This is a genomic window from bacterium SCSIO 12741 (genome assembly GCA_024398055.1).
Lineage (GTDB): Bacteria > Bacteroidota > Bacteroidia > Flavobacteriales_G > Salibacteraceae > SCSIO-12741.
This window is the reverse complement of record CP073749.1, coordinates 4341233-4359298: the sequence shown is the minus strand read 5'-3', so window position 1 is coordinate 4359298 and position 18066 is coordinate 4341233. Positions and strand designations below refer to the sequence as shown.

Genomic DNA, 18066 nt, shown 5'->3' with positions numbered 1-18066 from the left:
TATCAATCAAGAAGAAGTTCTGGAAACAAAAAATGGTTTCTCACCCACAAAAAGTCCTCCTTCGATACAGTCTTGCCATTCCTTTGGAATTTGTTGTCCATAGAGCACACGGGCAACGCTGTATGCGGCAAATCTGGTGTAGGGTTCAAGCTCTTTGATTTCTTTTTCAGCCTCACTGAAGTTTCCTGCTTTTATCCAACGCACTCCTTTGATAATGCGTTCAGATCGTTCGTCGTATTCTTTCTTGATGTAGGATTCTATTTCAGAGCAATCTTTGTCATACTTCAGACGCAACCCCCAAGTAGACCACACGGTATTGAGGTTCAAGCCATCTTCCAATCTCAGGTTTATTACGTCTTTGTTTTGCCTTACCGTTGCACCATCGGATGCACCCAGTAGGTGGTAAAAAACATAATAGGAACCATGGTCTTTGTCCAAACTGCTTATACCAGCATCAATCTGCCCATTGATTAAGTACCACAAGACCGGAGGATCATCGCTAAGGCTCAATTCCGTCATTCGTTGTTCCTGAGACTTTATATTGTCAACATGACTGGATTGACAATCGTGTCGTTGAGTGAGCACATCCGCATTTCTTAGCTTTATCACCCGATAGACCCGTTCAGCCGTGCTGGAGATATAATCGGCAAGGTGTGGGTGTTTTACGCATAGGTCACTCATCAATGCATAAGCCTTTTCCCATTCATTTTGATTGGTGTAACTATAGCTCGCAGCTAGCATAAACCAATCGTGTTCGGGAAACTGAAGGTGCCCATCAATAAACATTTGATTCTGATCCGGATTGTCTTTCTCACATCTACAAGCCAGGTAGCTCCAGTTAGCATTTTCGGGATCTTCCAGCTTCATTTGGTGGAAGTAGGTGCAAAGAGAATCCTTGCCCGCATCGGTATTGTTGTCCATCAATATTCGATAGCTTGCCAACTCACCTGGGTATCTTATTTGACGCATAGCCACGATGGAGTCCAGGTTGGCAAATTGAGCAGCCAGTTGCAACCAGGAAGTAAGTTGAGGTGAATCGTAGGGTTCCCACACTCCATGGGTAGTTACCAACGCTTTAATTTCATGTGCATCGCTCATGATATCCACCATTTCGTAGGGATTGGTACTCGAAAAGGCGTCGAGCACATTTTTAATCGAAATTCCCGATTTGGATTGAATGGAAGAAGGAGGCTCTTTCAATACATAATCCAGGTTGGAGCTGGTGAATCGTGTAGAAGTTCCCGGGTCAGGTTCAAGGCCACCATCTTTGTATTGATGACCATACCACACCTGGTAGTTATAAATTACAGCGCTGCGAGCTACATTATAGACATAGGTTTCACGTCCTCGCTCTAATTCGGGTTCAAATTCTTCGATCAGTTGCCCTGCAATGTAGGCCTCAATCGTCGGCTCATCACCTGGAGATATTTCAGTTCTTACCGAAGAATGTGGAAGCACCGCATAGTAGGAATCATCAACTTTTACATCAACCGTTTTGGAAAATCCGTTGTAAATAACGAGCTCTTTTTCGTCAAACATTGCACCGAGTGAAACGGTACCTCCAATGATGACCGAAGCTGCCGCTAATCGTAGCAGGGTAGCGGCGGTGCCATCGGCGGTGTGAATTTTATCCCACCAGCCTAACTTGGTTTGAATTTCACGTTCTTCTCCAGGCATCAGGGTTCGATATTCCAGAGCTACCTGTGAAGGAACCGGAGCGTGCATCATGGTTTGCTTGCCTTCCAGTGCCTGGGCGATTTTATCCTGAGATTCCAGGAGAGTTTCCAGTGCGCTAAACCGAAGATCATTCAATGCTCCTAAGGCAACAGCAGCCCAGCCGTCGACTACTTCAAGCCAGCTGCCCACATTTTGTTCCACAGGGCCCACTAAGCCAAACTCTTCTAACCGGTCGCCCCATTCTTTGAGTTTGAGTTTTTGGAGAATAAGCTCATCGGGTTTGATTTTGTCTTTTTTGGTAAATACGGAGTCCAAATTGAGTTGTACATCATTGCAAGCCTGCAGAAGTTGAACCATTTCCGAGCTCGATACCCGATTGTCGGCCGTGACAATGGCAACCACATTACCCAATTTATTCATCGAGTCCGTTATTTCCCGGGACGAATGCTCGGCATAGTGAATTAGGCGCATTAAGCCTTGAAGATAGGCTGGCCAGCCTTCGCCTACCTTTTCGGCAGCCATCATATAGGTGGACTGACAATTGATGTTGTGTTCGTTGATTTTGTTTTCCAGATCGTCGATTTCTTTTTTGACGCCTGCAATTACTTCATCAAGATCTTTCCGCTTCACAATTTTTCCACGGTGCATCAGCTCTGGACCGGTTGTAGAAAGAGCTTTGCTTTTAACCCCTTCCAGCATGTTCGTTTCTTCAAACAGGCCTTCTCGGTCTTCGATCCATTGTCCCAAATTTTCAGGATACAAGCCTTGCAGGGATTCCTGGAGATTGGCAATCGAAACTTGCCTGCTGTAAATATCTTCTGGTTTTTTGAACGATTGAAACAGCGAAATCGAACGATAGAGTCCCCTGTATCTTGGTTGTAGAAAGAGTTTTTCGTATTCCTGATTCTGTCTCGATAGCGCATCCTCAGAAGAAAGTAGACTCAATTCACCCTCCACATTACGGTACAGGTTTTCCGTAATGTCTTTTCTCCATTTTTCAGGCTTTTGAAACAATTCCCAAGCTGATCGATCATCAATAGTTGCAGGGATGTAGCGTTTTTTGGCTTCATTTTCCCGGTCAAAATCGGGTGGGTGAGTGGCCCACATTTTTGGAGGTTGAGCCAATCGACTTTTAAATACCCGAAATTTTTCGGGATCTTTTTCCGGAACCTGAGGGGAACGCAACCATTCCGATTGGTTGTAAATGCCAGAGAGCTTTTGGATAGCGTTGCTCTGAAAATCGTAGATATCTGGAATTCGGTGTTTTTCTCCCACCAACTTGTTCACGTCGTCTATCGCCGAATTATACCCGCGATCACCCACACCCAGTCGCTGTAAGGCGTGAACCAAGGCATCGCTACCCGTAAGGGATACAGCAACAGAATCGGCGTGAAATTCCATTTCCTGTGAAAGCTTACGTTCGGCCATAACCACCAATCGGAAGGCAATTTCTACTACCGACCGAATGGACCAAACGATAATGGACAGAATCCAACCAATCCAGGCTATACGCAGATCAAAACCGGAAATGAAGCCCAGAACTTTATCCAAAAAGTCACGCTTGGCCACGATATAGGCAGCAATTTGATGAGCCACGTAAACCCATCTACCAACCAGCATAGATCGTTGTCCAAAATGTCCAAACTCATGAGCCAACACGGCTTTAAACTCCCCGAGATTTAACACGTTCACAAGACCCAGGCCTATTAACAGGTTCTTGCGGGATGGAAAAAGCAGGTTGAAAATGGAAAGGTTGTAGAATACGGCTGCATTAACATTATCGGTGATGTATACTTTGTGAGGCTTAGGTGCACCTGAGTCCTTGACCAATTGATCTATGAATCGAAATAATTTGGGTTCCTGTTCCCGAGTTACTTCTACTTGGCCGCTATTGTCGGTTTGAATTCGAAAAAAAAGCGCTTTGACCATGAATACGGCTAAAAACGTATTGACAAAGGCGAACAAAAAGGTGATTAAACCATCTCCTGATCCTTCAACCAGAGCCTGAATAAACTCGAGAGCTTTATTGATAAACCACCAAGTGAGGCCTACATAGAGAATAACAAAGGTGAGAATACCGCCAACAGCAATCCATACATGCTTCCGGTATTTAGAGGATGGGCGAGTCAGGTCATCTGGAACAGACTTGGGCCCGGGTGGGTATAGGGTGTTCATCCAATTGTAATTGTTGGTTCAAAAGGAAGGCCAATTTATAAAATCTCGAATTAAGAGCACCAAATTGGATGGTTCGAAATCCCATTCCCTTGATTTTAGGTGATTGTTTGATCTAATTGTTTTATTTTTAATCACTTATAAATCGTGCTGCTATGAAGATTGTTTCTGTATTTCTCGCTGTTTCCACCTTACTTCTGTTTAGTTCTTGTGAAAAATTGGATTTTGGTAAAGGGGGCAAAGGCACCAAATGCCAGAAATATGTTTATGAAGATTTGGTCTTCTCCGAGCAGTGCGGTTGCATTGTTTCCGGAAAGGTAAAGTACGTAAAGGGGAAGACGCTTGCCTTAGTGGATTACGGAGACGGTAGTTGTGACAATGAAGCCGTTAAAACCGTTTGCTACCAAGGAGATTGTTACCATAAAAAGGCCACTAAACACGTGATTACGATCGACTGTCAGCAGAAAAGCGTTGCTGAAGGTGAGGTGGAGGAAAGTGAGGCCTTATCACCAGAACTTCCTTAAAAATCCTTTTCTATAAGCCCGTCTTGGCTACTTTTGTCCTGACTGCAAATGGGGCAAATTGCTGATCATATTCGGGAACACTTTCCACTACTCAATCAGGTTCAGATGATCCAGGAATTGGAGAGCCACGCCCGTATTGTATCCGCTCCAGAAGGAGTTACGCTTATGGATTTTGGTAGCTATATTCGGTTTATGCCGCTGGTTACCAAAGGAGCCATCAAAGTGATTCGGGAAGATGACCAGGGAGAAGAGGTTTTTCTATATTACCTACATCCTGGACAAAGCTGTGCCATGACGGTGGATTGCTGCATGACTCAAGCGAAAAGTCAGGTAAGAGCCGTTACCGATGCTGAAACCGAATGGATCTCCGTTCCGATCGAATGGGTGGATACCTGGATGGAGCAGCAAAAGGGATGGCGGGATTTTGTTCTTACTACCTACAGTCAGCGGTTTTCGGAGCTCCTGCATACCATCGACGGCATTACTTTTCATCGATTGGATCAACGTCTTTTGGACTACCTTCATGAAAAGGCACGAGCCACCCAAACCCAGGAAATTCATACTACCCATCAGAGTATTGCTCAAGATCTGCACAGCTCCAGAGAGGTTATTTCCAGGCTTCTTAAACAGCTGGAAAAACAAGGGAAAATCGAATTGGGACGAAACAGGATTCAGGTATTGTAACTTGAGTCACGCTGGGAGCCAGTAAGCCGATCTACTTTTGTGGAACAATTAAAACGATAGGTGGTAACTCTACCGCCTTCTTACACAGACATGAAAGAGATACTCGAAAACTGGAAATTAGCAGCTGTCACTTCACTCACCTTAGGATTAGCCCCGTTTGTACCTGAACCTCATATTGTAGGTAAACTACACTGGATTGCCGGTGGAGCGGTAGGGATGAAGCCGATGGACTGGTTTGATACCTTGCTACATGGTGTTCCTTGGGTGTGGCTTGTTGTGGCTCTACTGCTCACAGTTATAAAACTGGTTTCTCCCAACAAGGAACAGCCCGTCTGATTTTTCCTTCCTTACGTTTAATTATCATCCTTTGGAGTGATTATCAGCTGCGTAAAAAGTTTTAATTTCCGTTTATCAATTCATCCATAGCTACAATCTGAAAGCGGCGAGTGCATCAGCTTTGGATATAACGGGAACGAATGAACTATAATCCCGAAGTGCTTATCCGGCCGATGGGTTAGATAATGGCTTTGGGCCACACCTACTAAACGTATCAAACATGATTACTCGCCTGATATCCTGGGTATCAAACCATCCTAAAGGTTTGACCTGGCATTCCTGGATTCTTCTGGTTTTTACCATCTTACTGGCTACCGTTGCTGGATTATTCTCCATCAATGGGTACATCAATCACCCACAACATGCCCGGTTTGAGGATTTTGCTAATATCTATCAGTTCATCCAAGGACATGACCATAAAAAATGGTACTATGCCTTTTTTGTACTCGATGCTATTTGGGCTCCTATTCTGCTATCCTGGGGACTTCATGTCTTGATTACTTTAAAGCTCAATCGGGAGATAGATTCGGATAAACAGGATACTAAACAACGGGCAGAAGATTACCCCAGAAGCAAAACGCCTGATTTCGTTCCGGGTATCTACTTATTGTTAATTGTAGTGGCTTACCTGCTGGATTTTGTGGAAGGTGTGCATTACGTATGTGGTTGGGGTACGAATTTGAGCGATATTGTTACTGGTAAAACAGTGGCCTATGGGCTGGCCATTTTAGTCCTCTTGTACGGCTGTTGGAAATATTGGAACCTAATGCCCAATCTCAAAAGAAGCCAGCAGCGATCGATTCGTATTTTCCTTTCTTCTTCCTATTTGAGTATCCTTACCGTGATTATTGTTGCAGGCATCCTCACCTTTATTCCTCAAGGTATAACTGTGGTTGTTCATGATTTGGCTTCTGGACAGAACCTCTTTTTCATGGTTATTCTGATCAGTTTTTTGGCTTTGGTCGTTTCTCACTATCCTGCCTATTTTGAAGCTCGGCGCGAAGAGATGAAACCCAAATTGGATTGGTTCATGATTGAGGATTGGCCACTCTTAAAGTGGTCCGCCAGAAATTTGGGTTTAGGTTTCGTCTATTATCGGGTTAATGACGATTTTAAAGGGCAGACCCTATTTGATCCCAGAGCCAGGATGTATAGGCATCATTTGGGCTCCTTAGTTATTCTGGCTCTGATGTATGCCGTTTTGTTTACGGCCAATGAGGTATATAATTTTCCTCTTCCTCCTTCCTTGGTAGCACTTTTACTTATTGGTGCAATTGTTTACTACAACGCCCTTTCTAAATGGGAAAAGAAAACGGAAAAGGTGAGGGGCTTTCTGTTCGTTTCGTCCTTGATTACAGCTATCCTTTTGATCACCACCAGTTTGATTTCTTTCTTGGATGGTTGGTCGAAAGTGCTGGTTTATTTCACCCTAATCACCTTGACGGGTGTTTTGATTACCTACATAACCTATCGTATCCTTCGTAAAAAAGCATTTGGCGTGGGAAACAAAGGCTTGGTGTTTTTTATGGGCGTATTTGGCTGGGGAACCATGATTGCCATTGTTCTGCTCAATTTATTTCTCGATTTTACGCATCAGTGGATTGGGCCGGTTACCTTGCTGCTCCTTTACCTGATCAATCTCTACGGTCTGGTAAGTATATCCTCAAAGCATGTTCAGTTTTTCTATGACAATCCGTTGCGCAGAAACAATCAGCTTCGATTCATTATCCCGCTTATTCCCATTCTATTACTCATTTGGATTCAGGCCAAAAGACCCATTTTCAACGATCTTCATTACTTGAATGAAGTGCCTGAATTGAAGAGCGAGCCAATGGCTTATTCCAAATTCATCAATACCTGGAAGGAACAGGCCCAGCGCGATACCTCCGGACAAGAGGTGTATCTCATGGGAACCAGCTACGGAGGTGGGCTTATGGCCGATTTATGGGCCATGTTGGTACTCCATGAATTGCAAAAAGAAACCCAGGGAAAGCTTCTCAATCGAACCCTAAATTTATCCTCCAATTCTGGTGGAACCATCGGTTTTGGTAATTATGCCAACCTCTGGCTATACCACGGATCGGGGATGCCCGACCATTCCTACGATACCATTTCCGGCAGCATTCAGAGAATTGGAAATTTCAATCACTTGTCCATAGATTTTGTTAGTCTTCTGGGAAGAGATTTGGTCAGACAATTGCTTCCTTGTGAATGGGAGGGACGTGACCGAAGTTATGAAGCCATGGGCCGCTATGCTCAAATGACCGGTGATTTGGAAGCTATCTCAAATCGTACCCAAAGTTTTAGAAGTCGTTATAATCAGATTTATCAGGCCTCTGGCTATTTTCCTTCTATGGTTTTTGCCACCACGTCTGCCGATGGTAGTTTAGGAAACTGCTTTTCTCTCAAAATGGATGATCAGCGATGGGATAGAATCTTTCGAGGAACCTCCAACATACTGGATATCAAAGGAAGTAGAGAGGATAGCTCATTAACCTACTATGGAGCACTTTCAGCCAGTAACCGGTTTCCCTTGTTTAGTCCGGTTGCATCCATCAGGGGAGAAGGACATTATTTGGACGGAGGCTACTACGACAACTCCGGCTTAATGAATTCCCTCGAATTATTGGAGGATTTTTTGAACGCTGGAGCCATTCCCAATGAAGAACAGGTTCGTTATTATATGATCAACAATTCACGCAGCAAATACATCCGCTACCTGTTTAAAGATTGGATTCACCGCGAGGTAGATGAAAAGGGAGTAGGGCAATTGTCTGCCATCTTAAACACCGCTACTAAGATCGATAAGGTTTCCCGACATCTGGAAGCTCGGGCCGATGATTATAAGGGCGTGAGGGTATTCTTACCACTCCGACTTACTTATGAAGATGTGGTCAAAGAATTTGGAGGGGAACCAAAATGTCCGCTTCAAGTGATCCAGTGCATCGATAGGAATAACCGGAAGATTGACGAAGCTCTTCAAAAAGCCAAGAATGGTAAACTGTATGACTTCGAGAAGTGGGGAGTAGTGGAACCGCCTACAGCTCGTTTACTTTCCAGGCAGGGAGTGGCTTACGAACAGGCCATGGTTCTTTATCATGATGACGTACGCCGTCAAATAGCAAAAATAAATTCCTGGTTTGGCGGAAAGCCGTCCAATCAACAGATGCCGGATGAATATCGTTGTGATTACTCCAGTGCGTGCGAATAATACACATAATTACCTCATTCACATCTATGTGGCCTTGTCATTTATCGGATCAAATTGTCGTTTTACCTAAAATTGATTTTCGCTTTTTCGAATGAGTCGAACAAATGATTTTATTTGCAGCTGCGAAAGATGAGGGTCCTTCTAACTATAACTTTAACTGCACTAGTCGGCTTAACTGCCTTTGGTCAAGGTTCGGGTAACTGCTTGCGATTCAATGGGTCGAACGAGTATGTTCGGATGAACCATAGCAGTAGTTTGAATATCACTTCCACTTGGACCATTGAGTTTTGGATTAACCCAGATGCCACTCCTTCAGGATGGGACGCTTTGGTCAGTAAAAACGTAAGCGACCGCCCAGCGAGTGTTTGGTTGTACTACAACAGTGTGGAGGTATGGTATGGTTCAGGAACGAATGGTCTTATCGCTTACACGAATTTTGGAACAGTATCTGCCGGAGAATGGCAACATATTGCCGCCACCCGAAGTTCAGGTGGATCGGTTAAAATCTATGTAAACGGCGTTTTGGAAGCTACCTTCAACGGAACGTCAACACCGCCTACTAACTCCGATCGCCTAAACCTGGCCCGAAGAGGCGATAACGCCTACCACTACGATGGTTTTATGGATGAAGTGCGCTATTGGAATGTAGAACGTACTCAATCCGAAATTCGTGAGAGTATGTGCAAAACCCTTTCAGGTTCTGAAACTGGATTGGTGAGCTATTGGAAGTTGGATGAAGGAAGTGGAAGTTCAACAACCGATTCTAAAGGTTCCAACAATGGTAGCTTAAGGAATACACCTACTTGGAGTACTTCGGGTGCACCTATTGGTACTACTTCTCAGCAACTGTTCACCAACAGCTGGTCTGGTCAATCCATTTACCTGGCATCGGCGGATGGAGATTCGGTTTCTATTTCCAACGTAACCGGAAACCCTGATGGAATTGTATTGTATTCTGTGAATACCGCTCCTAATACCACTTCAGGTTCGAGTGGAGTAGGTGGCAACGATCACTACTTTGGAGTGTTTAAGGCCAATGGTACTTCACCTACGTACACCATGACTTACTATTATGGGTCTAATAGTCTGATTAATACCGTAGAAGAATCCGATTTGAGGGTTTACCAACGAACAGACAATTCAACCAGCAGCTGGTCTGTGGTCAGTGCCACTCAGAATACGGGCTCGAACACGCTAACCGCTACTGGACTCAATTCAGAATACATTTTAGGAAGTGTAGGTAATCCGTTACCGGTTGAATTGATTAGCTTTTATGGTGTAAATACCCCGTATGGAAACGACTTGACCTGGGAAACTCAATCCGAGATCAGTTCCGATTATTTTTTGGTGGAGCGGAGTGAAGATGGCGTAAACTGGACACCCTTGACTGAGGTAAGTGCCAGTGGATTTTCCAACGAAAAACGCACCTATACGGCCAATGATCTTTACCCGGCCATGGTAACTTATTACCGACTTACACAGTATGATTTTGATGGGAAGTCAGAAACATTCCCAATTATCTCTGTACACGGTAACATTGATCCAGAAAACAGTCTCAGACCGGTAAGCATTATTCAAAATCCGGTGAAGGAGCGTATTCAAGTGAGAAGTAAGGAATCACACCAATATATTCTTTTCAATTCAGCTGGGGCTCAGGTTACTGCTGGAAGATTCAGTGAAGGGATGAATGAGATCAATGTTCAAAGTCAACCCGCCGGTATCTACTTCTTGATGACGGATCCTGAATTGGAAACTTCCTTGACCCACAAGGTTGTGATTAGCGAATAGTCTTCTGTTCATTCTTTTGTCATGTCTTGAATTGGCTTCTTAAGAATTCAATCCTATTACTACAGAGCATTTTTTACGGGATTATAGTTGCCTGTCAATATCAGTACTCAAAGAGTCGAATAAAGTGAACTCTTGGTGCTCTATTGGCTTCTAATTCGTGAATCTAAGGGATTTAACGGAGGATGCTAAGTGGTTTTTAAGACAGAAGTTCTGTGTCACGATTATAGGTATGATCTTCATGGCGAAATCCTAGGTTGGAGTAGAAGGGCATTTGTCTCTTTAGGAGTGGAATTAGCGCCTTAAATTATAAGGACCATTGTAATTCCAAATGAAATCAACATAGTCCCTTTGTAAACGAGATTTTTTAGGCAAAAGAAAACCCCATCCGAAAAGTCGAATGGGGTTTCCATTATTTCTAAAGGCGAATTATTTATTGCCCGTATATAAAGGTGATTGGCTCGGCCAATCCGTCTGCTTTGATTAGGTACAGACCCGGGCTCAGATTTTCTGGATGAAGTTCCAGTGTATTCAAACCGAATTCTACTCCAATTCGAGTTTCGTACACCACTTTTCCTTGGGCGTTCACCACTTGAAGATCAGTCTCGGATTCGAAGTTGGCATCCAATTCAATATTCAGCGCACCTTCGCCCATATAGGGGTTAGGGTAGAGGCGAAGAACAAGCAGAGAGTTTTCGGTAGCCGGCTCTTCGAAAATCAGATCACCGCCTGATGGAGCGATGGATAAACTGTTCTCCTCATTAGCAGTACCTCGAGTGGCAGTAGATTGAGTTACCTGAATGGTATAATCTTCTACCTCCCCATAAGAGAACTGCTCACAGCAAGAAGGATAACTTCCATACTTCAAGGAAACCCGCATACGTGTGGTCCCAGCTTTGGCATGTGTGGGAACATGGAAACAGGCTGTACGGGTATACTTACCGTAGTCGTAGAATACACGCTCGTTAGCATCTCCAAAGTCACCATCCTGGTTCCAGTCAATCCATACTTTCCAGTATAATTTATAGATGGTGGAGGCATAACCAGGAGTTAGATCCATTTTGGCCGTTTGACCTGTAGAAAGCTGTCCGATAATGTGGGTATGATCGCCATAGCCACCGTTGTTTCCAGAATGGTAGTCAAAGCTTGAGTGAAGCTTAACCCGATCAATCCACTTGTGTGAGCTGTTTAGCCCTTCACTATTGCAGTAGTTCACCGTTGGGCAAGATCCAACAGTTACATCAAAGCTACAGGTGTCGCTGGCTCCAGATTGAACATCGGTAGCCACATAAGTGATGGTTGTTGATCCAGCAGGGAAGAGACTTCCACTTGATGGTCCACTCACTTGAGTCAAACTTACTGTATTGGCACATGGCACTTCCATGATGAATTCATATTGAGAACAACCTCCGCGATCATACCAGTAACCATTTGGTCTTAGTACCGTGTAATCGGCACCTGATCCATAATGAGACGATACGCAGTATTGACCACCTCGATCATTAGGCTCACCTGATTTCCAACGTGTGAAGACGTTCTGGTCGCCATTGATCCAGATAAAGGAACCTTCTTGTTGTTTATCTGTGTATCCAATCCAGGCGTCGTTGGCCATCAGTTTATTAGCCAAGAAGCTATTTTCTCCTAAGGAGTTAATAGAAGCGAGGTAACCTCCGGATGACTGAGCCAATGAATTAGCCTGATCCCAGGTATAATCACAACGCTTAGAACAGTAGTAACGGTGTCCGTTGAATTCACCTAAGTAAATGAATCCAGAGATTTGAGTGCTTGTAGGACAACCAGGACTACATGGATCGTAGGAAGTAACCTGAGGATCTGTCCAGTTCACGTAGGCACCTTGATGAGCACCGTTACAAGCCACTGAAATATCTGATGGGCAATTGATGCTTACACTTGGGGTTCCAGTAACGGTAATAGTTACCACATTGCTTTCACCAGCGTAAACCGAGCATCCACTTCTTCTTGCACATCTTATGAAGTAGGTCGTTTCATTCAGCATGCCCGGATCATAACTTGCAGAGTGGGCGCCAGGAATAACTTTCCAATATGGACTTCCAGGTCTGTTGACTACATTGGTGTCACTCTTCAACCATACATACTCAATGGCACCAATTCCTCCAGAAGGAAGTGTGATGTTTGTAATAGGAGCAGGGTCAAATGGTCCACAGTTATTTTGATCCGAACCAATACTTCCAGCTGCGGTAACATTACAACATCCAGGCAAACTCAAGGTTACTGATCTTGAAGTTGTGCAGCCTTTAGCATCAGTAATGGTTAAGGCATAAGTTCCGGCACTCAATCCAGAGAGGGTAGAGGAGGTGCTACCTGTTGACCAGTTGTAGCTGAATGGAGCAGTTCCACCAGTTACAGAAGCTGTAACCGAACCACCATTAGGGTTAGCGCAATCTACATTTGTACTTTGAAGGCTTAGGGATGGAACGTCGTTTACTTCAATGGTAATCACGTTACTTTCTCCAGCGTAAACCGAACATCCACTTCTACGAGCACAACGAATGAAGTAGGTTGTTTCCGTTAGCATGCCCGGATCATAACTACTGTTATTAGCACCTGGCACAACTTTCCAGTATGGGTTACCGGTAGTATTTGCTACCAGTGTATCACTCATCAACCATACATATTGAAGAGAGCCAACACCACCGGTAGGTAAGGTTACGTTGGTAATTGCAGATGGATCAAATGGCCCACAATTGCTTTGATTGTTTCCAATCTTACCAGCGGCAGTTACATTACAGCAGGATGGAAGACTCAGTGAAGCAGAATCCATGGTTGTACATCCATTAGCATCCGTCACAGTTACGGTGTAATGACCAGGACGAAGACCAGTTACCTTTTTAGTGGACGCCCCATGACTCCAGTTATATTGGAATGGAGCTTGACCGGTAGTGGTCACTACTTCGATTTCCCCACCTGTAGGTTGGGCACAGGATACATTAGTTACATTAAGTGAAACCGTCAGCTGAGAATTAACGATCATACTTACTACATTACTTTCTCCGGCATAGAAGGAACAACCGCTTCTTCTTGCACAACGGATGTAGTATTTCGACTGAGTGATGAATCCTGGGTTATAGCTCGCACCGTTAGCACCAGGAATCATTTTCCAGTAAGGATTACCTTGAGTATTTGGAACCAAAGTATCACTCACCAACCAAACAAATTCCAAAGATCCAACGCCACCAGAAGGTAGAGAACGGCTTTGAATGGTCATTGGGTCAAAAGGTCCGCAGTTATCCTGATCATTGCCAATATTACCGGCAGCTGTCACATTACAACAAGCTGGTCTTGCCAGACTAAAGGTATCGATAGAGAAACATCCATTGGCGTCACTTACCGTAACAGAGTATGAACCTCCGGCAAGTTGCTGAGCATTTTCAGAGGTTTGGCCATCACTCCATTGGTAATGAATTGGAGCTGTTCCACCCGTTACGATTCCCGTTGCGGCTCCCGCCAAGGTATCTTGACAATTTGGATTAGTTAAACTTAGCTGAACCGAAGGAACAGAGAATACCTCAATGGTTACAATGTTGCTTTCACCTGCATAAATGGAACACCCGCTTCTACGAGCACAACGAATGAAGTAGGTAGTCTCAGTCAACATACCTGGATCATAGCTTGCACTGTTCGAACCAGGAATCATTGTCCAGTGAGGGTTACCTTGGGTATTTGGCACAAGTGTATCACTCTTCAACCATACATACTCCAATGACCCAAGTCCACCAGAAGGAAGAGTAGCACTATTAATAGAGGTAGGGTCGAATGGTCCGCAGTTGCTCTGGTTGCCTGAGATAGTACCAGCAGCAGTTACATTACAGCAAGTAGGAAGACTCAAGCTAATTGAATCAGAAGCCGAACAACCATTAACATCTGTAATGGTAAGTGAGTAAGCACCTTCGCTCAACCCAGAAAGGGTAGAAGAGGTATCACCCGTAGACCAAGCATAAGTGAATGGGGCAGATCCACCAGAAATGGAAGGAGTGATAGATCCACCATTTGGAGCCACACAACTAACATTATTAGAAGCCAGGCTAACTGAAGGAATATCGTTAACCGAGATAGTAATCACATTACTCTCCCCAGCGTAGAACGAACATCCGCTTCTGCGAGCACAACGAATGAAGTAGGTAGTCTCCGTCAACATACCTGGGTCGTAGCTTGCACTGTTCGAACCAGGGATCATGGTCCAGTGAGGGTTACCTGAAGTGTTAGGCACAAGTGTATCACTCTTCAACCATACATACTCCAATGAACCAAGGCCACCAGAAGGAAGAGTTGCACTGCTGATCATTGAAGGATCAAAAGGACCACAGTTGCTCTGGTCACCAGAGATAGTACCAGCAGCAGTTACATTACAACAAGCAGGAAGACTCAGGCTAACTGAATCAGAAGCCGAACAACCGTTAGCATCGGTAATGGTGAGTGAGTATAAACCTTCGCTCAACCCAGAAAGGGTAGAAGAGCTGTCACCATTAGACCAAGCATAAGTGAATGGAGCAGTTCCACCAGAAATGGATGGAGTGATAGAACCACCGTTTGGAGCCACACAACTAACATTATTAGAAGCCAGGCTAACTGAAGGAATATCGTTAACCGAGATAGTAATCACATTACTCTCCCCAGCGTAGAAAGAACATCCGCTTCTGCGAGCACAACGAATGAAGTAGGTAGTCTCAGTCAGCATACCTGGGTCGTAGCCTGCACTGTTCGAGCCAGGAATCATTTTCCAATGAGGATTACCTGAAGTATTAGGTACAAGCGTGTCGCTCTTTAACCAAACATACTCCAATGAACCCAGCCCACCAGAAGGAAGAGTTGCATTATTAATAGAAGTAGGATCGAATGGTCCGCAGTTGCTCTGATCGCCACTAATGGTTCCAGCAGCAGTTACGTTACAGCAGGTAGGAAGACTCAGGCTAACCGAATCAGAGGCCGAACAACCATTAGCATCTGTGATGGTAAGCGAGTAAGCACCTTCAGTTAACCCAGAAAGGGTAGAAGAGGTGTCACCAGTAGACCAAGCATAAGTGAATGGGGCAGTTCCGCCAGAAATGGAAGGAGTAATAGATCCACCATTTGGAGCCACACAACTAACATTATTAGAAGCCAGGCTAACAGAAGGAATATCATTAACAGCGATAGTAATTACATTACTCTCCCCAGCGTAGAAAGAACACCCGCTTCTCCGAGCACAACGGATGAAGTAGGTAGTCTCCGTCAACATACCTGGGTCGTAGCTTGCACTGTTGGATCCAGGGATCATTGTCCAGTGAGGGTTACCTTGGGTATTTGGCACAAGTGTATCACTCTTCAACCATACATACTCCAATGCCCCTAATCCACCAGAAGGGAGAGTTGCACTATTAATAGAGGTAGGGTCGAATGGTCCGCAGTTGCTCTGATCACCGGAGATAGTACCAGCAGCAGTCACATTACAGCAAGTAGGAAGACTTAAGCTAACTGAATCAGAAGCCGAACAACCGTTGGAGTCGGTGATGGTAAGAGAGTAAGTACCTTCGCTCAACCCAGAAAGGGTAGAAGAAGTGTCACCCGAAGACCAAGCATAAGTGAATGGGGCAGATCCACCAGAAATGGAAGGAGTAATAGATCCACCATTTGGAGCCACACAACTAACATTATTAGAAGCAAGGCTTACCGATGGGATATCGTTAACTGCGATAGTAATCACATTACTCTCTCCGGCATAGAAAGAACATCCGCTTCTACGAACACAACGGATGAAGTAGGTAGTCTCCGTCAACATACCTGGGTCGTAGCTTGCACCGTTAGATCCAGGGATCATGGTCCAATGAGGGTTACCTTGGGTATTTGGTACAAGCGTGTCGCTCTTCAACCATACATACTCCAATGAACCAAGGCCACCAGATGGGAGTACTGAGCTAATTATGGTATCCGGGTCAAATGGACCGCAGTTGCTTTGTGCTCCACTAATGGAACCGGCATCGGTTACGTTGCAGCAGCTTGGAAGAGTTAGGCTTAAAGAATCAGAGGCAGAACATCCATTAGCATCGGTAATGGTGAGTGAATAGCCACCTGCACTCAGCCCTGTGAGGGTAGAGCTGCTATCTCCGGTTGACCAGTTATAGGTAAATGGCTCAGTTCCACCCGTTACCTTGGGAATGATCCCTCCTCCATTTGGAGCGGTACAACTTAGATCGATAGTAACTAAGCTTAGAGTCGGAATATCATTTACTGCAATGGTAATCACATTGCTCTCTCCAGCGTAGAACGAACAACCACTTCTACGAGCACAACGAATGAAGTAGGTAGTCTCCGTCAACATACCAGGATCGTAACTTGCACTGTTCGAACCAGCGATCATTTTCCAATGAGGGTTACCTTGGGTATTTGGTACAAGCGTGTCGCTCTTCAACCACACATATTCCAACGATCCAAGCCCGCCTGTTGGGAGGGCTACATTGTTGATTGATGAAGGATCAAATGGGCCACAGTTGCTCTGGTTGCCAGATATGGTTCCAGCTGCTGTTACATTACAACAAGTAGGTAAGGTAAGGGTGGCCGATTGCTGTGAGGAACATCCGTTAGCATCGGTTACGGTAACTGAGTAAGATCCTGCAGCTGCGTTACTAAGGGTGCTTCCCGTGCTTCCATTGGACCAGATAAAGGTATAAGGAGATTGCCCTGATGAAGCCTGGGCGGTTATCGTTCCGTTGAAGGCGGGGGCTGAAGAACAGGAAATATCAGCATTGAAATCTCCAATACCACTATAGCTACCGTTGATCGAAGAGTAGTCAAACCAACAAGAGAACCCATAGTCTGCATCCTTGCTGTTGGCGGCCATTCCAACCTGTAGGCCATATTTTAGATTCGATGGTCTGTGCGTTAGCAGGAGTACTTCACCCGCATTTGACCCTAATCCGGTAAAGGCATTGGTCTTGCTGGTATCCATCACGTAGTAGGTCCAATCGAGGTAGTGATTACCTACTTTGTTATGTTCGTCTTTGTACAAGCGGCCCAAAGCAGACCAACTGGTCCAATTCATGCCATTGGAAAAATGAACATCCACAGACCATTTACTGGAAGTATCTGTAGTGTTGACCAAAATACCGGTGATTCTTGCCGTCCCATTAGGGAATTGTTGAAGTTTACCTGAATTGTTGGCAAACACGTACTTTGGATCGCTTGCTCCTGGTAGGCTTTTGATCCAGCCTGCGTGACTGCTTGCTTTCCAAGGTGCGATAGAACAAGTAGTCGTACTATCAGCTGTGGTAGGGCAAGAAGGGTTAGAAGGAGTTAAAGTTAGAGTAGGGGACCCATTAACAGCAATGGTTACCACGTTACTTTCCCCAACGTATTCTGAACAGCCACTTCTGCGAGCACAACGGATGAAATAAGTTGTTTCGGTTAGCATTCCTGGATCATAGCTGTCGCCAGTGGCACCTGGAATAATTTTCCAATGCGGATTTCCTGAAGTGTTGGGAACCAATGTGTCGCTCATCAACCACACATATTCCAGCGATCCTTGTCCACCGGTAGGAAGAGTAAGGCTATTAATCGTTGTTGGGTCGAAAGCGCCGCAATTGTTTTGATCGTTTCCAATAGTACCAGCAGCTGTCACATTGCAGCATGCAGGACCGCTCAGGGTAAAGGAAGTGTCATGGT

The 18066-nt window shown here is 44.8% G+C and carries 7 protein-coding genes; 5 read left to right on the top strand and 2 right to left on the bottom strand.

What is annotated here, in order from left to right:
- Positions 1-6: 6 nt before the first annotated feature.
- A complete protein-coding gene (locus KFE98_18545) occupies positions 7-3852 on the bottom strand; it encodes a M48 family metalloprotease (protein UTW61985.1) in 3846 nt (1281 codons plus the stop codon).
- A 152-nt stretch (positions 3853-4004) separates the two neighbouring features.
- Between KFE98_18545 and KFE98_18540 the strand changes: the two genes are divergently transcribed.
- The 5 genes from KFE98_18540 (at position 4005) to KFE98_18520 (ending at position 10392) form a co-directional block, all read left to right on the top strand.
- Positions 4005-4373: a hypothetical protein gene (locus KFE98_18540; protein ID UTW61984.1), complete on the top strand. Its 369-nt coding sequence runs from the start codon at positions 4005-4007 to the stop codon at positions 4371-4373.
- A 48-nt stretch (positions 4374-4421) separates the two neighbouring features.
- The gene (locus tag KFE98_18535) at positions 4422-5057 is read left to right on the top strand and encodes a Crp/Fnr family transcriptional regulator (protein ID UTW61983.1); all 636 of its coding nucleotides are present in this window, start codon (positions 4422-4424) and stop codon (positions 5055-5057) included.
- 90 nt (positions 5058-5147) lie between these two features.
- Entirely contained in the window at positions 5148-5393 is a 246-nt protein-coding gene (locus KFE98_18530; GenBank protein UTW61982.1) for a hypothetical protein, read from the top strand.
- Positions 5394-5613: 220 nt separating this feature from the next.
- On the top strand, positions 5614-8604 hold the full coding sequence (locus KFE98_18525; GenBank protein ID UTW61981.1) for a hypothetical protein: 2991 nt from the start codon (positions 5614-5616) through the stop codon (positions 8602-8604).
- Between the two features lie 129 nt (positions 8605-8733).
- Complete coding sequence (locus KFE98_18520) at positions 8734-10392, top strand: LamG domain-containing protein (GenBank protein UTW61980.1); 1659 nt, start codon at positions 8734-8736, stop codon at positions 10390-10392.
- Between the two features lie 430 nt (positions 10393-10822).
- On the opposite strand, the gene KFE98_18515 is transcribed toward KFE98_18520, so the two are convergent.
- A complete protein-coding gene (locus tag KFE98_18515) occupies positions 10823-18022 on the bottom strand; it encodes a T9SS type A sorting domain-containing protein (GenBank protein ID UTW61979.1) in 7200 nt (2399 codons plus the stop codon).
- Positions 18023-18066 lie beyond the last annotated feature (44 nt).

What these genes read in the sequence shown, in the direction of transcription:
- KFE98_18535 (UTW61983.1), top strand. Translation starts at nt 4,422, where the DNA reads ATGGGGCAAATTGCTGATCATATTCGGGAACACTTTCCACTACTCAAT.
- KFE98_18540 (UTW61984.1), top strand. Translation starts at nt 4,005, where the DNA reads ATGAAGATTGTTTCTGTATTTCTCGCTGTTTCCACCTTACTTCTGTTT.
- KFE98_18530 (UTW61982.1), top strand. Translation starts at nt 5,148, where the DNA reads ATGAAAGAGATACTCGAAAACTGGAAATTAGCAGCTGTCACTTCACTC.
- KFE98_18545 (UTW61985.1), bottom strand. Translation starts at nt 3,852, where the DNA reads ATGAACACCCTATACCCACCCGGGCCCAAGTCTGTTCCAGATGACCTG.
- KFE98_18520 (UTW61980.1), top strand. Translation starts at nt 8,734, where the DNA reads ATGAGGGTCCTTCTAACTATAACTTTAACTGCACTAGTCGGCTTAACT.
- KFE98_18525 (UTW61981.1), top strand. Translation starts at nt 5,614, where the DNA reads ATGATTACTCGCCTGATATCCTGGGTATCAAACCATCCTAAAGGTTTG.